This window comes from Micromonospora sp. NPDC051924 (genome assembly GCF_055586005.1).
Genome location: NZ_JBVJJA010000031.1, coordinates 47,442 through 62,821 on the forward strand (window position 1 = coordinate 47,442; position 15,380 = coordinate 62,821).

At 75.6% G+C, this 15,380-nt stretch carries 13 protein-coding genes; 5 read left to right on the forward strand and 8 right to left on the reverse strand.

The features are described from left to right. Positions 1–9 precede the first annotated feature (9 nt). The gene (locus ACZ6S5_RS23340; protein ID WP_466003644.1) at positions 10–600 is read left to right on the forward strand and encodes a TlpA family protein disulfide reductase; all 591 of its coding nucleotides are present in this window, start codon (positions 10–12) and stop codon (positions 598–600) included. Further along, positions 597–1,481, forward strand: a complete 885-nt coding sequence (locus ACZ6S5_RS23345) for a cytochrome c biogenesis CcdA family protein (protein WP_466003646.1) — start codon at positions 597–599, stop codon at positions 1,479–1,481. The genes ACZ6S5_RS23340 and ACZ6S5_RS23345 overlap by 4 nt, the downstream gene beginning before the upstream one ends. Here ACZ6S5_RS23345 and serS read toward each other — a convergent pair. The 5 genes from serS to ACZ6S5_RS23370 form a co-directional block, all read right to left on the reverse strand. Beyond that, positions 1,465–2,751 (reverse strand): serine--tRNA ligase, encoded by a 1,287-nt coding sequence (gene serS, locus ACZ6S5_RS23350; RefSeq protein ID WP_466003648.1) that lies wholly within the window; start codon positions 2,749–2,751, stop codon positions 1,465–1,467. The genes ACZ6S5_RS23345 and serS overlap by 17 nt on opposite strands. A 124-nt stretch (positions 2,752–2,875) precedes the next feature. Next, positions 2,876–3,955 carry a DNA polymerase III subunit beta family protein gene (locus ACZ6S5_RS23355; RefSeq protein ID WP_466003702.1) on the reverse strand — a complete coding sequence of 360 codons (1,080 nt, stop codon included), beginning with the start codon at positions 3,953–3,955 and terminating at the stop codon, positions 2,876–2,878. Positions 3,956–4,002: 47 nt separating this feature from the next. After that, on the reverse strand, positions 4,003–5,190 hold the full coding sequence (locus ACZ6S5_RS23360; RefSeq protein ID WP_466003649.1) for a saccharopine dehydrogenase family protein: 1,188 nt from the start codon (positions 5,188–5,190) through the stop codon (positions 4,003–4,005). Positions 5,191–5,221: 31 nt separating this feature from the next. Beyond that, positions 5,222–6,370 carry an alcohol dehydrogenase catalytic domain-containing protein gene (locus ACZ6S5_RS23365; RefSeq protein ID WP_466003651.1) on the reverse strand — a complete coding sequence of 383 codons (1,149 nt, stop codon included), beginning with the start codon at positions 6,368–6,370 and terminating at the stop codon, positions 5,222–5,224. After that, positions 6,367–6,798: a hypothetical protein gene (locus ACZ6S5_RS23370; RefSeq protein ID WP_466003704.1), complete on the reverse strand. Its 432-nt coding sequence runs from the start codon at positions 6,796–6,798 to the stop codon at positions 6,367–6,369. The genes ACZ6S5_RS23365 and ACZ6S5_RS23370 overlap by 4 nt, the downstream gene beginning before the upstream one ends. Positions 6,799–6,950: 152 nt before the next feature. Here ACZ6S5_RS23370 and ACZ6S5_RS23375 point away from each other — a divergent pair, with 152 nt between their 5' ends. Further along, entirely contained in the window at positions 6,951–9,767 is a 2,817-nt protein-coding gene (locus tag ACZ6S5_RS23375; RefSeq protein ID WP_466003653.1) for a helix-turn-helix transcriptional regulator, read from the forward strand. A 31-nt stretch (positions 9,768–9,798) separates the two neighbouring features. On the opposite strand, the gene ACZ6S5_RS23380 is transcribed toward ACZ6S5_RS23375, so the two are convergent. The 3 genes from ACZ6S5_RS23380 to ACZ6S5_RS23390 are packed head-to-tail and all read right to left on the reverse strand — an operon-like array spanning position 9,799 to position 11,581. Continuing rightward, entirely contained in the window at positions 9,799–10,350 is a 552-nt protein-coding gene (locus tag ACZ6S5_RS23380) for a DsbA family protein (RefSeq protein ID WP_466003655.1), read from the reverse strand. After that, entirely contained in the window at positions 10,347–10,844 is a 498-nt protein-coding gene (locus tag ACZ6S5_RS23385) for a redoxin domain-containing protein (protein WP_466003657.1), read from the reverse strand. Before ACZ6S5_RS23385 ends, ACZ6S5_RS23380 begins: the two co-directional genes overlap by 4 nt. 59 nt (positions 10,845–10,903) lie before the next feature. Continuing rightward, entirely contained in the window at positions 10,904–11,581 is a 678-nt protein-coding gene (locus ACZ6S5_RS23390; RefSeq protein WP_466003659.1) for a BON domain-containing protein, read from the reverse strand. Between the two features lie 289 nt (positions 11,582–11,870). Between ACZ6S5_RS23390 and ACZ6S5_RS23395 the strand changes: the two genes are divergently transcribed. Continuing rightward, complete coding sequence (locus ACZ6S5_RS23395) at positions 11,871–14,585, forward strand: cellulose binding domain-containing protein (protein WP_466003661.1); 2,715 nt, start codon at positions 11,871–11,873, stop codon at positions 14,583–14,585. 115 nt (positions 14,586–14,700) lie between these two features. Next, positions 14,701–15,339, forward strand: coding sequence for a maleylpyruvate isomerase N-terminal domain-containing protein (locus tag ACZ6S5_RS23400; RefSeq protein ID WP_466003663.1), 639 nt, complete (start codon positions 14,701–14,703; stop codon positions 15,337–15,339). Positions 15,340–15,380: the final 41 nt, after the last annotated feature.

Here is a 15,380-nt window from a genome sequence, read left to right on the forward strand (position 1 = left end):
GAGACGCGGATGCGACGAACCACCCCGCGATCAGACCGCCCGGCCCGGCGTCTCGGCGCGGCCGCCGTGCTGGTCGCCGCGCTGGCCGGCGCGGCCTCCTGCGCGGTCGGCCCCGAGCGGCCCGCGCCGGTCGGTGCGGTCGCCGCCGCGTCGGCCGCGCCGACCTCGGCACCGCCATCCGTCCCGGCGACGGTTCCGGAGACCCTGCGGTTCACCGCGAAGACCCTCGACGGTACGGAGTTCTCCGCCGCCGCCCTGGCGGGGCGGCCGGTGGTGCTCTGGTTCTGGGCGCCCTGGTGCGCCACCTGCGCCAGCCAGGCGTGGACCGTCGCCGAGATCGCCCCGAGGTACCGGGACACCGTGCCCGTCGTCGGGGTCGCCGGGCTGGGCGAGCAGCCGGCGATGAAGGAGTTCGTCACCGAGTTCGACCTGGCCGGCACCCCGCAGCTGGACGACCGGGCCGGCACGTTGTGGCGGCGGTTCGAGGTGGTCGAGCAGAGCACCTTCGTGGTCATCGACCGGGACGGCCGGGTGGTGCGGCGGGGCTTTCTCGACGGCGAGTCGCTGACCCGGCAGGTGGAAGCGCTGGCCCGCGGATGAGCGGCGCGCTGCTGCTCGCGCTCACCGCGGGCCTGCTCGGCGCGGTCAACCCGTGCGGCTTCGCGATGCTGCCCGCGTACCTGTCGCTGCTGGTCGCCGGCCCCGCCGACGGTCGCGGCGCGGTGGGCCGGGCGCTCACCGCGACGGCCGGGCTCACCCTCGGGTACGTGCTGGTCTTCGGTGCCTTCGGGCTGGCCGTCGCGCCCCTCGCGGACTGGTTGCGCCCCCGCCTGCCGTGGACGACGGTGACCCTCGGCGTGCTGCTGGCGGTGGCCGGCTGCTGGCTGCTCGCCGGGCGCCGGCTGCCCGGCCCGCGCCCGTTCACCCGCGCGCCCCGGCTGACCCGCTCGCTGCCGTCCATGGCGCTGTTCGGCATGGCGTACGCGCTGACCTCGCTGAGCTGCGCGATCGCCCCGTTCCTGGCGATCGTGGTGACCAGCCTGCGGGCCGGCTCCCCGCTGCGCGGGTTGGCGCTCTTCGGGGCGTACGCGCTGGGGATGGCCCTGGTGGTCGCGGTGGCCGCGCTCGGCGTGGCGCTGCTGCGCGGCCGGGTGGTGGCCCGGCTGCGCGGCGCCGGCGCGTGGGTGCCCCGGCTGAGCGGCCTGGTGCTGCTGGTCGCCGGCGGCTACGTCGCCTGGTACGGCTGGTACGAGGTGCGCCTGGCCCGGGGCCGGCACGACGCGTTCGGCGACCCGGTGGTGCTGGCCGCGGCCCGCGTGCAGCGGTCCCTGGTCGCCGGGCTGGACGCGGCCGGTCCGGCGCTGTTGGCGGCCGCCCTGGCGGTGCTGCTGGTGGTGGCGGGCCGGCGCAGACGGCGGCGGGGGCCGGCTCCGCCGACCCCCGCCGTGGTTGCTCGTCAGCCGGTCAGCGGACCGGGGTGAGCCGGTCGACGCCCAGCTTGTCGCGGAGCACCTCCGGCACCAGCACCGAGCCGTCGGCCTGCTGGAACTGCTCCAGGATGGCCGGGAAGAGCCGGCTGGTGGCCAGCGCGGAACCGTTCAGGGTGTGCACGAAGCGGGTCTGCTTGCCGCCCGGCTCCCGGTAACGGATGGCCGCCCGGCGGGCCTGGTAGTCGCCGCCCCAGGAGACCGACGACACCTCCTTGTACTTGCCGGTGCTCGGCATCCAGACCTCGACGTCGAGGGTCTTCTTCATCGCGGCGCTGGCGTCGCCGGCCGCGAGCAGGCTGGTCTGGAAGTGCAGGCCCAGCTTCCCGACCAGGCCCTCCACGTGGGCGACCATCGACTCCAGCGCGGCGTCGGCCTGCTCGGGCAGGGTGAACTGGAAGATCTCCACCTTGTTGAACTGGTGGCCGCGCACCGTGCCACGCTCGTCCGAGTGCGAACCGGCCGCCTCGCGGCGGTAGCACGGGGTGTAGGCGAACGCCTTCAGCGGCAGCTTCGCGGTCTCCAGGATCTCGTCCTGGAACGCCCCGAGGATCGCCGTTTCCGCGGTGGGCAGCAGGAACTGGCCGCGCGGGGCCGACTGCTTGTCCAGGTGGTAGACGTCGTCGTAGAACTTCGGGAACTGCCCGGCGGCGAAGCCGGCGCTGTCCAGCAGCAGGTGCGGCGGGAGCAGGAACTCGTAGCCGGCCTGGATGTTCTGCTCGATCAGCCAGTTGACCAGCGCCCACTCCAGCCGGGCGCCCATGCCGGTGTACATCCAGAAGCCCGAGCCGCCGAGCTTGACGCCCCGCTCGTGGTCGACCAGGCCGAGCGCGCGGCTCAGCTCCACGTGGTCGCGAACCTTGTCGATGGCCGGCGGCTCGCCGAAGGTCCGGACGACCCGGTTGGCCTCCTTGCCGCCGGCGACCACGTCGTCGGCGGGCAGGTTGGGCAGCTCGCTCATGGTGGAGCGCAGCCGGGACTGCACCTCGTCCAGCTGGGACTCCAGCTCGGCGAGCTGCTTGCGCTCGGCCTCCGGCGCGACCGGCTCCGGCGTGGCGCCGGACCGCTTCGCCTCCGCGTACGCGCGCGCCTCCGCCTTGCGGCGCTGCCGCTCGGCGTCGATCTCCGTGATCAGGGCGCGACGTTCCTGGTCGAGCCGCTGGATCTCGTCCAGCGCCCGGTTGACCTCGGCGGGATCCAGACGCTTCGCCAGCGCGGTCGCCACCGCCTCGCGATCCTTCCGGATCAACTCCATGTCGAGCATGCTGCTCCGTACGCCTCCGTCCAGGCAGTCAGGTGGGACCCCCAGATGCTACCGTCGCGGCCCCGCCGGCCCGGGCCGGCCCGGACAGCCCGCCCCCGCCGCGCGCTCCAGCCGCGCGGCAGGGTCAGAGGCGGACCGGCATGAGGACGGAGAAGGCGTCCGCGTCGTCCGGGCGGCGCAGCGCCAGCGGGGCGATCGGCCCGTCCAGCTCCAGCACCAGCTGACCCCGGTCCCCGGCGTCCAGGGCGTCGAGCAGGTACTCCCGGTTCACCCCCACCCGCACCGCGTCCGGATCCGCCGCCTCGTCCGGCCCGACCAGGCGCAGGCCGCCCCGGTCGTCCAGGCCGAGCACGGTCACCTCGTGGCTCGCCCCGTTGTACTCCCGCAGCAGCACCGGAGCGCCGTCGGCGGTGAGCGCGCCGCGCAGCGCGGCCACGTCGACCGGGACCCGGTACGTCGGCGCGCCGCCGACCTGGCCGTGCAGCAGCCGGCGGTAGTCCGGGAAGTCGTACGGCAGCGCGGCGGCGGTCGCCGGGCGCCCGGCGACCGAGACCTCCACCCGGTCCGGGGCGACGAGGAGGTGCGCCTCCGGGGTGATGCCCACGCCGGTGTCGAGCAGGGCGCGAAGCTCGTCGACCGCGTCCACCGGCAGCAGCGCCCGCACCGGCGGTCCGTCGACCTTCCCACCCGCCCGCGCCACCGCCAGCCGGTGCCGGTCGGTGGCGACCAGCCGGACGCCGTCCGGCTCCACCTCCAGCAGCACGCCAGCCAGCACCGGCAGGTCGGGGTCGGTGCCGACGGCGAACCGGACGGCGTCCACGGCGGCGGCCAGGTCGGCGCGGGACAGCACGAGTCGGGTGGTCACGGGAATCTCCTCCAGGTCGAGCAGGGTGCGGATCCGGGAGAGCTCACGGCGGACGTCGGCGAGACCGTCCTCCAGCCGGCGCAGGTGCGCGTCCAGCAGCCGGTGCACCACCGCCGGCTCGTGCCGGTGCCGCAGCGCCTCGGCGATCCCGGCCAGCGGCAGGCCGACGCGGCGCAGCCCGGCGACCAGCCGGGCTGGCCCGACCTGGTCGTCGGTGTACCAGCGGTAGCCCGTGACCGGGTCGACCAGCGCCGGGATCAGCACGCCGGAGCGGTCGTAGAACCGCAGCGCGCTGACCGTCAGCCCGCTGGCCCGGGCCAACTCCCCGATGCTGCGCAGTTCGCTCTCCACGACGTCGGATCCTGGGCCCTCAACCCGGTCGAGGGTCAAGCTGCCGCACCCCCGTCGAGCACCCGGAAGGTGATCCCGGCCCGGACCAGCCGGTCCAGCAGGGCGTCGCCCATCGCCGCCGCGGTGGTCACCTGACCGGCGGTCGACGGCAGGTCGTCAAAGGCCAGGCAGAGGGCGGACTCGGCGAGCATCTTGGCCGTCTCGTCGTAGCCGGGGTCGCCGCCGGCCACCTCGGTACGCACCGTCTGTCCGCCGCCGGTGCCGACGAACCGGACCCGGAACCAGGACTTCGCCCGCTGCTCGGCGCTCGGCCCCTGTCCGGAGGAGAGCCGACCGAGCAGCCAGCGCCGGGTGGGCGGCAGCTTCACCAGCCCGACGAGGCCGGCCATGCCGACCCCGGCGGCCACGATCGTCGGCAGCCGTTTCACCGCGGCGAAGTGGCGGTAGCGGAAGTCCGGGCCGTACTCCGGGCGGGCGGCCGCCGAGCGGCGGACCACCTGCGGGTCGATGGTGGGCAGCGGCACCGCCCACAGGCCGAACTCCTTCACCCGGCCCACCTTCCCCGGCACGGCCCGCACCCGTCGCCCCTCGGGCCGCGGCTCGACCGCCTTGCGCGCCTTCGCCGCCCGGCTCATCTCCCCGGTACGGGAGAAGGCGGTGAGCGCGGAGTGGTAGGTGCCGGCGGAGAACCGGCCGCCGGCCCGGACGTAGCCGTCCACGGCGACCGGCCCGTCGGCGGGGAGCTGCTTGACGGTGAACCAGGTCCCCAGGTCATGCGGGACCGAGTCGAAGCCGCAGGCGTGCACCAGCCGGGCCCCGGTGCGCACCGCCTCGGCGTGGTGCCGCACGTACATCAGGTCGACGAACTCCGGCTCGCCGGTGATGTCCAGGTAGTCGGTGCCGGCGGCGGCGCACGCCGCGACCAGCGGCTCCCCGTGGTGGATGTACGGCCCGACGGTGCTGGCGACCACCCGGGCGCTCTCCGCCACGGCGCGCAGCGACGCCGGGTCGGTCACGTCGGCGGTGAGCAGCGGCAGCCCGGCCAGCTCCGGGTCGATCGCGGTGAGCCGGTCACGTACCCCGGCCAGCTTGCCGGGGTTGCGCCCGGCGAGCGCCCAGCGCAGCCCGTCCGGGGCGTGCCGGGCCAGGTACTCGGCGGTGAGGCCGCCGGTGAACCCGGTGGCGCCGAAGAGGACAAGGTCGTACGGGCGGTCGTCGCGCATCCGCCGAGTGTGCCACCCCCGGCCGCGCGGATCACGGGGCGAAGACCGCCCGGACGCAGCCGTCGGTCCGCTCGCGGAACAACGCGTACCCGTCGGCGCCCCGCTCCAGCGGCAGCCGGTGGGTGGCCAGGTGCTCGGTACGCAGCTCGTCCCGGGCCATCCGGTCCAGCAGCGTCGGGATCCAGCGTTGCCCGTGCTGGCGGGCGCTGCGCACGGTCAGCCCCTTGTTCATCACGGCGCCGAGCGGGAACGCGTCGACGGTCCCGGTCCAGGTGCCGAGGACCACCACCGTGCCGCCCTTGCGGCAGGCGTGCACGGCCTCGCGCAGCGCCAACGGTCGCTCCGCGCCGGCGCCGAGGCGGCCCAGCAGCCGCGGTGGTCCGGCCGCCATGCCGACCGCCTCCACGCACACGTCCGGGCCCCGGCCGCCGCTGCGTTCCCGCAACTCGGCGGTGACGTCCACGTAGCGGTAGTTCAGCGGCTCGGCCCCGACGTGCCGTTCGACCATGCGCAGCCGGTCGTCGCGGTCGTCGACCACCACCACCCCGTCGGCGCCGCGCGCCAGGGCCGCGGCGGCGGTGAGCTGGCCGACCGCTCCGGCGCCCCAGACCGCCACCACGTCACCGGGGCCCACCTCGCCCAGCTCGGCGCCGAGCCAGCCGGTCGGCGCGGCGTCCGAGGCGAACACCGCCCGGTCGTCGCTGACCGCCTCCGGCACGGTGAACGCCCCGACATCCGCGTACGGCACCCGGACGTACTCGGCGTGGCTGCCGGCGAAGCCGCCCGTCCGGGCCGGGTGGCCGTAGCAGCCGCCGACCGGCTGGCCCCAGGCCGACTCGGTCTCCGGCCCGCCGGCGGTACCGTTGTCGCAGCAGGCGAAGAGGCCCTGCCGGCAGAACCAGCAGGCGCCGCAGGACACCGCCGCGCAGACCACCACCCGGTCGGCGACCCGGTGCCGGCGGACCTCCGGCCCGACCTCGACCACCTCGCCGAGGAACTCGTGCCCGAGCACGTCCCCGGCGGCGAGGTGCGGGATCCGCCCGGCCAGCAGCGGCAGGTCGGCGCCGCAGGTGACGCTCCGGCGGACCCGGACGATCATGTCCTGCGCGTTGCGCAACTCCGGATCGGGCACCTGGCGGACGGCCAGCTCGTCGGCGCCCTCCCAGCACAGCGCCCTCACCCGGACGCCTCCGGCCGGTCGAACCGGGACCGGTCCGCCCGGAGCACCTCACCGGTCTCGGCGAGCTGCTTGGCCTCCCGCAACGCCTGCCGGATGAGCCGGCCCGGATCGTCCCCGACCAGGTGGGCGGCCAGGCCGGGGAAACCCCGGTCGCCGCCGAGCGGCCGGGCGGCCAGTTCTGTGCCGCGCCCGCCGGGCGCCGGGCGGGCGTACAGCTCCACCGCGCCGTCCAGCCGGCGCAGCGGCTCCGGCCAGCGGCCGAGGGGCAGCACCTCCTCGGGCCGGCCGGCCACCGTCACCACCTGCCAGCGGCCGGGTCGCGGGTCGGTCGCGGCGGCGCGGGGTGGACGCTCCCGCCGGCGTGCGAACGCACGCGCGGCCGTCGCGCCGGCCGCGAAGGCGATCCCGGCACCGGTCAGCCGTCCCATCCGTGCCACCCGGCCCTCCCGTCGTCGCGGGTCCGCTGCCTCGAGGATCCGGTGGCGGCGGGTGAAGCGGGCTCGCCCCGAAGGGGTGAAACCGTCCGCGCCGGGTAACCGCTCCCCGCACCGGGGGAGCGGACGCGACGGGGGAGGGCCGCATGCCGGAACAGGCTGACCGCGTCGAGGTCGCCGAGGCGCCGGACGACGTCACGGCGCCGGTGGGCGGGGCCGCCCCGGTCGAGCCCACCGACGCGATCGAGCCTGGCGGGGGGACCGGGCCGGCGGTCCCGCCGCTGCTGGCGTCGCGGCTGGCCGCGCCCGCGCCGCCCGAACCGGTGCTGGTGCGGCCACGGCTGCTGGACCGGCTGGACCAGGGGGTGGCCGGCCCGGTGACGCTGGTCTCCGCCCCGGCCGGCTGGGGCAAGACCACGCTGCTCGCCTCCTGGGCCCGCGCCTCCCGGGCCGAGCCACCGCCGGCCTGGATGTCGGTGGAGGACGGGGACACCGGGGAGCGGTTCTGGGCGTACCTGGCGGCGGCGCTGCGGGCCGCCGTGGCGGGCGAGCCGGACGATCCGGCCCAGCCGCCGGTGCCGGACCTCCCGCCCCGGCCGGACCAGCTCGAACTGCTCGCCGCGGCGCTCGCCGCACGGGAGCGTCCGGTGCTGCTGGTCCTGGACGACCTGCACCGGATCACCGAGCCGGCGGCGCTGACCGGGCTGGAGTTCCTGCTCCGGCACGCCGAGGGGCGGCTGCGGCTGGTGGTCGGGGCGCGGACCGAACCGGCGCTGGCGCTGCACCGGTGGCGACTGGCCGGCGAGCTGACCGAACTCGGCCCGGCCGAACTCGCCTTCACCGCCGACGAGGTGGCCGACCTGCTGGTGGCGCACGCCGTCCCGGTGCCCGCGGCGGCGGTGCCCCGGCTGCGGGAGCGTACCGGTGGTTGGCCGGCCGGGCTGCGCTTCGCCGCCCTGGCGCTACGTGCCCAGGCCGACCCGGCGCGGGCCGTCGAGCGGTTCGGGGGCGACCAGCCGGACATCGCCGGCTACCTGCGGGACGAGGTGCTCGGGCCGCTGGACCCGGACGTCCGGGACGTGCTGCGGCGCAGCGCCGTGGCGACGGTGGTCTGCGCCGACCTGGCCGACGCGGTGACCGGACGTCCCGACGCCGGCCAGCTGCTCGCCGACCTGGTCCGTGCCGGCGGTTTCCTCGAGCAGGACGGCGGCAATCCGCCCTGGTACCGGTGCCACCCGCTGCTGGCCGATCTGCTCCGCGAGGAGCTGGGCCGGCTGCCCGCCGACGAGCTGCGTGACCTGCACCTGCGGGCCGCTGGCTGGTACGCGGGCAACGGCCGGCCGGCGGAGGCGCTGCGGCACGCGCTCGCCGGAGGCGAGTGGAACCGGGCCACCGAGCTGCTGATCGCCCGCTGGCCGGAGCTGGTGCCGTACGAGCGGGACGTGCCGGCCGGCCCGCCTCCGGCCGAGCCGCCCGCCGAGGCGGTCCGCCGGGACCCGGAACTCGCGCTGGCCTGCGCCGCCGAGCGGGCGTACGCGGGCGACGTCGACGCGGCGGCCGGGCAACTGCGGCGCGCCGTCGACGCCGGCCGCGACCTGCCCGCGCCGCACCGGGACCGGTTCCGCCGGCTGGCCACCGCGGTGGAACTCACCCTGGCCCGGCTCACCGGCGACCACGACGAGGTACGCCGGGCCGCGGAGCGGCTCCTCGCCACCGGCCGCGCTCCGGCCGGACCGGGCGACGACCCGCGGGCCGGGGCGGCGGAGGACGCGGACGCCCGGGCGGTGGCCGGCACGGCGCTCGGTCTGGTCGCGCTGGCCGAGGGGGAGCTGCCCGCCGCCGGGGCGCGGTTCGCCGAGGCGCTCGCCGCCGCCCGGCAGGCGGGCCGGCCGCGGACCGAGCTGGTCTGCGCCAGCCGGTCGGCGCTGCTGCACGCGGCCCGGGGTGACCTGCGGGCGGCCGAGCGGACCGCCCGGGAGGCGCTCGCGATGCCCGCCTGCCAGGGCTGGTCCTGCCGGCTGGACTGCGGGTACGCGTACCTGGCGCTGGCCCTGGTGGCGTGGCACCGGGACGAGCCGGCGGAGGCGGCGGCGAACCTGACCCTGGCCGGTCCGGCCACCGCGGATCCCGGGGCGGGGACGGTGGCCGCGCTCTGCCGGGCCGAGCTGTTGGCGGCCGGCGGCGAGCCGGGGGCCGCCCTCCGGGTCCTCGCCGCGGCCCGGGAGACCGCCCCGGGGCCGGCGCTGGCGGTCTGGCTGACCGGGAGCGAGGCGCAGCTGCGCGCCCTCGTCGGCGACGTGGATACCGCCCGCACCCTGCTCACCGACGCTCTCGGCCGGCTGGCCGACGGCGGGTCGGGGCCGGCGGCGGACGCGGCGCCGCTCGGGGTGGCGCTGGCGCGGGTGGAGTTGCGGGCCGGCGACGCCCGGGCCGCCGGACGGACGCTGCCGGACTGGGCGGGGCCCGCCGCCGGCACCTGGCCGTTGCCGCTGCGGCTCGCGGCCGGCCTCGTCGACGCGGTCGTGGCCCACGACGGGGGCGACGACCGGCGGGCCGGGCGGGTCCTGGAGCAGGTGCTGGACCTGGCCGAGCCGGAGGGCTATCGGCGGGTCTTCACCCGCGCCGAGCCTGGGGTACGCGACCTGCTCGCCGCCCATCTCGACTCCGGCACCGCGCACTGGGCGACGGTGAGCGACCTGGTCCGGGGCGCGGACGAGCGGCGGGCCGGCGAGCCGGCCGAACGGTCCGGTGGACCGGGGCGGGCGCTCGACGAGCCACTCACCGAGCGGGAGCTGACCATCCTGCGCTACCTGCAGAGCATCCTGTCCAACGTGGAGATCGCCAGTGAGTTGTCGCTGTCGGTCAACACGGTGAAGACCCACGTGCGGAACATCTACCGCAAGCTCGACGCGACCCGCCGGCGCGAAGCGGTCCGGCGGGCGCGCGAGCTGCGGTTGATCTGACGGCGCAGCCGTCCGCCCGGGTTGATCTGAGTCAGGCGTTCGCGGTCGCGTCCACGACGGCCAGCAGCTCCGCCAGGTCGTACCCGCCGTCGTGCCGGGCGTCGTTGACGAACAGCGTCGGGGTGCCGTTCACCCCGCTGCGGATGCCGCCGACGAAGTCCTGCCGGACCCGGTCGGCGTGAGCCTGCCGGCCCACCTCGGCACCGATCTCGTCGGGCGGCAGCCCGAGCTGCTCGACGCCGAGCGACAGGTGCACCGGGTCGAGCTGGTCCTGGTGTTCGTAGAGCCAGTCGTGCATCTCCCAGAACCGGCCCCGCCGGCCGGCCGCCTCGGCCGCCTCGGCGGCGCTCTCCGCGTACGGGTGCACGTTGGCAATGGGGAAGTGCCGGTAGACCAGCCGGACGGTGTCGGCGCGCTGGCGCAGCACCTCGGCCAGGTTCGGGTACGCGGCCCCGCAGAACCGGCATTGGAAGTCGCCGTACTCGACGATGGTGACCGGCGCGTCGACCGGCCCGCGGGCGTGGTCCGCCTCGGTCACCGGCACCCGCAGCCGGGCGGTGGTGACCTGCAGTGGGGTCGTCATCGGGCGGTCACCTGCCGATCCGCCGCCAGCCGGTCGAGGGCGTCGAGAATGCCGTCCACGCCGGGGTTGACGTCCATCGGGGAGAGGTGGCTCCAGGCCACCGTCCCGTCCGGGTCGATGACCACCAGCGCCCGCGCCGCCTGCCCCTGCGGGGTGTACGCGCCGTACCGGCGGGCCACCTCGCCGCGGGGCTCGACGTCGGCCAGCAGCGGGAACCGGATGCCCCGGCTCTCGGCGAAGGCCCGGTGCGAGTCCAGGTCGTCCACCGAGATGCCGAGCAGCACCGCGTCGTACCGCTCCAGCTCGGGCAGGGCCGCCTGGTAGAGCGCCAGCTGGTCACCGCAGACCGGCGTGAAGTCGGCCGGGTAGAAGGCGAGCACCACCGGGTGACCGTGGAACTGGCCGGGGCCCACCTCTCGCCCGTCCGGCGTCGCCGGCAGGGTGAACCCGGGCGCGGGGCGCCCGGGTGTGATCAGCCCGTTCGGATCAGTCATGGTTCCCACCCTCGTCAGCGACGGGGTGAGCGGGGATCACCCGCCCCGGGTGGTTCGGCTCAGCGCCCCACGGTCACGTGGTTGTGCACCTCGCGGATCCCGGGGGCGGACCAGACCACTCGTTCGATCTCCTCCCGTTCCGGGATCGAGTGCACCAGGCCGGCGAGCACGGCGGTGTCGCCGTGCACCCGGACGCTGATCCCTTCCGCCTCGGTGGCGCCGTTGCGGGCGAGCGCGTCCACGATCCGCTCGGCCAGGTCGTGCCCGTCGGCCCGGGCGCTCGGCCGGACGGTGATCCCGTTGCTCACCCCGCGTACGCCGCTGAGCCGGCCGACCGCGCGTTCGGCGGCCCGGCGCTGGTACTCCCACTCGACCTCGCCGTGCAGGGTGACCCAGCCGTCGGCGACGGTCACGTCCAGCGCCTCGATCGGCACGAACGCGTCCCACTCCAGGGCCCGGCTCGCGGCGGTGGCGATCTCCGGGTCGCTCTTCTCGGCGGAGGTGGCGATCCGGACGGCGAGGTCGTTGGCGACCGCCCGGACCCGGGCGACCCGGTGCGCGGCCCGCTCGGCGGCCCACTTCTTGGCGTAGCTGTCTACCCTGCCGGTCAGCGTCACCACGCCCTCGGAGACGGTCACCCCGATCTCGTTGGGGCGTACCCGGGGTTCCCAGGTCAGCTCGTCGAGGACGTCGGACTGGATGTCCTGGTCGGTACGGGTGATCGTCTCGGTGGCCATGTGGTGGCTCCCTCCCGGGTCTGGTTCGCGGCTCGGGCCTCCGGCCGTGTCGGGCGACGCCGACACGGACGTCCGCAACACGATCCTGTCCGCACCCCGGGTGACCTGCCCTCATCCGCTCCGGGTGACGGAGCCGCTTGGGAGCGCTTCCAAAATGCCTGACCCAGCGGTTAGGGTGAATGTCCCTCGGCCTGCGGGAGCCGTGCACGCCGACGGGGAGCCCGGGCAGCTCCCCACCGTCCCTGCGTCGCTCCCGACCCACCACGGGCAACCGAGAGGAACCCGCCCAATGCGCAGAAGTCTCGCCGTCGCGGCCGCGGCCGCGACGGCCGCCACGGCGGCGGCCGTCGTCGTGCAGTTCGCCGCCACCCCCGCCACCCCGGCCGCCGCCGCCTCGGCCGAGCCGTACACCTGGAAGAACGTCCGGATCGACGGCGGCGGCTTCGTCCCCGGCATCGTCTTCAACCCCACCGAGAAGAATCTGATCTACGCGCGCACCGACATCGGCGGCGCGTACCGCTGGGAGCAGTCCACCCAGTCGTGGACACCGTTGCTGGACTGGGTCGGCGCCGACCGGTCGGGCTGGAACGGTGTGGTGAGCCTGGCCACCGACCCGGTGCAGACCAACCGGGTGTACGCGGCGGTCGGCATGTACACCAATGACTGGGATCCGAACAACGGGGCGATCCTGCGCTCCACCGACAAGGGCGCCACCTGGCAGGCCACCGAGTTGCCGTTCAAGAACGGCGGCAACATGCCCGGCCGGGGCATGGGCGAGCGGCTCGCGGTCGACCCGAACCGGAACAGCATCCTGTACTACGGTGCCGAGGGCGGCAACGGCCTGTGGCGCAGCACCGACTCCGGGGTGACCTGGGCCAAGGTCACCAACTTCCCGAACGTCGGCAACTACCGGGCCGACGGAGGCGACAGCAGCGGCTACCAGAGCCAGAACCAGGGCCTCACCTGGGTCAGTTTCGACCGGAGCACCGGCACGGCGGGCAACGCCACACAGACCATCTACGTCGGCGTGGCGGACAAGCAGAACCCGGTCTACCGGACCACCAATGGGGGCGCCACCTGGGAACGGATCGCCGGCCCGCCCACCGGCTACCTGGCCCACAAGGGGGTGGTCGACCCGGTCGGCGGCTTCCTCTACATCGCCACCAGCGACACCGGCGGCCCGTACGACGGCGGCAAGGGCGACGTGTGGAAGTTCAACCGGGCCACCGGCGCCTGGACGCAGATCAGCCCTATCCCCTCGTCCAGCAGCGACGCCTACTTCGGCTACTCCGGCCTGACCATCGACCGGCAGCACCCGAACACCCTCATGGTCGCCACCCAGATCTCCTGGTGGCCGGACGCGATCTTCTGGCGCAGCACCGACGGCGGCGCGACCTGGACCCGGATCTGGGACTGGTCCAGCTACCCGAACCGCACCAGGAAGTACACGATGGACATCAGCTCGGTGCCGTGGCTGACCTTCGGCACCAACCCGTCCCCACCGGAGGAGACCCCGAAGCTGGGCTGGATGAACGAGTCGGTGGAGATCGACCCGTTCGACAGCAACCGAATGTTGTACGGCACCGGCGCGACCGTCTACGGCACCACCGACCTGACCAGGTGGGACACCGGCGGCACCTTCACCGTCAAGCCGATGGTCGAGGGGCTGGAGGAGACCGCCGTGCTCGACCTGGTCAGCCCGCCGTCCGGTGCCCCGCTGGTCAGCGCGCTCGGGGACATCGGCGGCTTCCGGCACACCGATCCGACCGCGGTGCCGCCGATGATGTTCACGCAGCCCACCTTCACCAGCACCACCAGCCTCGACTACGGCGAGACCAAGCCGGCGGTGCTGGTCCGGGCCGGCAACTTCACCGACGCCGACCGGCCCAACGACAGTCACGTGGCCTTCTCCACCGACGGCGGCGCGAACTGGTTCCAGGGCACCGAACCCGCCGGGATCAACAGCGGCGGCACGGTGGCCGCGTCCGCCAACGGCAGCCAGTTCGTCTGGGCGCCGGGGGATGCCGGCCAGCCGGTGGTCCGGTCGGTCGGCTTCGGCAACACGTGGACCGCCGCCACCGGCATCCCGGCCAACGCCACGGTCGAGTCCGACCGGGTCAACCCGAACACGTTCTACGGGTTCAGCAGCGGGAAGTTCTACGTCAGCACCAACGGCGGGGCGTCCTTCACCGCCACCGCCGCGACCGGCCTGCCCACCACCGGGGTCAAGTTCAAGGCGCTGCCCGGTGTCGCGGGCGACATCTGGCTGGCCGGCGAGGGCGGCCTCTGGCGCTCCACCAACTCCGGCGCGAGCTTCACCAAGGTGACCGGCGTGTCCACCACGGTGAACGTCGGCTTCGGCAAGGCGGCACCCGGCAGGACGTACCCGGCGCTGTTCGTGATCGGCACGGTGGACGGCAGGCACGGCGTCTACCGCTCCGACGACACCGGCGGGAGCTGGGTGCGGATCAACGACGACCAGCACCAGTACGGCAACGCCGGCGAGGCCCTGACCGGTGACCCCCGGGTCTACGGCCGGGTCTACCTCGGCACGAACGGCCGGGGCATCCTGGTGGCCGACCGGCTCGGGGGCACGCCCACCCCGACGCCGACCTCCGTCAGCCCGTCCCCGACGTCGCCGAGCCCGTCGCCGACCTCGCCGAGCCCGTCGCCCACCTCGTCGAGCCCGTCGCCGACCGGCAGCGGCTGCGCGGCGACATACGCGGTGCCGAACTCCTGGCCCGGCGGCTTCCAGGCCGAGCTCACGGTCCGCAACTCGGGCACCGCCCCGATCGCCGGCTGGACCCTGACCTGGACCTTCGCCGACGGGCAGCAGATCACCCAGCTCTGGAACGGGTCCTACACCCAGTCCGGGGCGGCGGTGACGGTCAAGGACGCCGGCTGGAACGGCAACCTCGGCGTCGGCGGCAGCACCACCGCCGGCTTCACCGGCACCTGGACGGGCGCGAACCCGGTCCCGGCGGTGTCCTGCACCGCCCGCTGAACCACCCCGGCCGTGGTGGCCGTCCCGTCCGCGGGGCGGCTACCACGGGGTGGGCGGGTTCGATCTTGGTCGGTAGGCTCGGCGGTCCGGACCCGTGACGAGAGGGACACGTCCGATGCATCCGATCACGACCGCCTATCTGACCGCCGCCCGCTCGGCGCTGGCGCTGCTCGCCGACCCGGCGGTGGCGAAGCAGTGGGACGCGCCGAGCGCCCTCGCGCAGTTCCGGGTCGGCGGTCTCGCCGGCCACCTCGCCGCCCAGATCCTCGCCGTGCCCGGCGTGCTCGCCGAGCCGGTCCCGGCGGGCGAGCCGGTCGGCCTGCTCGACCACTACGCCCGGGGCACCTGGATCGGCGCGTCGGTCGACGACGAGGTGAACGTGGGCATCCGCGCCTCCGGGGAGCGGATCGCCGCCGACGGCCCCGAGGCGCTGCTCGCCGCGACCCGGGCCGCGGTCGACGAGCTGGCCGCCGCGCTGCCCGCCGAGCCGGAGGGGCGGGTCGTGCACCTGGCCCGGGGGCCGTGGTCGCTGACCCTGGCGGACTACCTCACCACCCGGCTGATGGAACTGGCGGTGCACTCCGACGACCTGGCGGTGAGCGTCGGCGTGCCCACCCCGGAACTGCCCGCCGAGGCGCTGGACCCGGTGCTGGCGCTGCTCGCCCGCCTCGCCGTACGCCGGCATGGGCAGACCGCCGTGCTCCGCGCGCTGAGCCGTGCCGAGCGGGCGCCGGCCAGCGTCACCGCCTTCTGACGCACGGGCGGCGGCGCCCCCCGCTCCGGGGGCACCGCCGC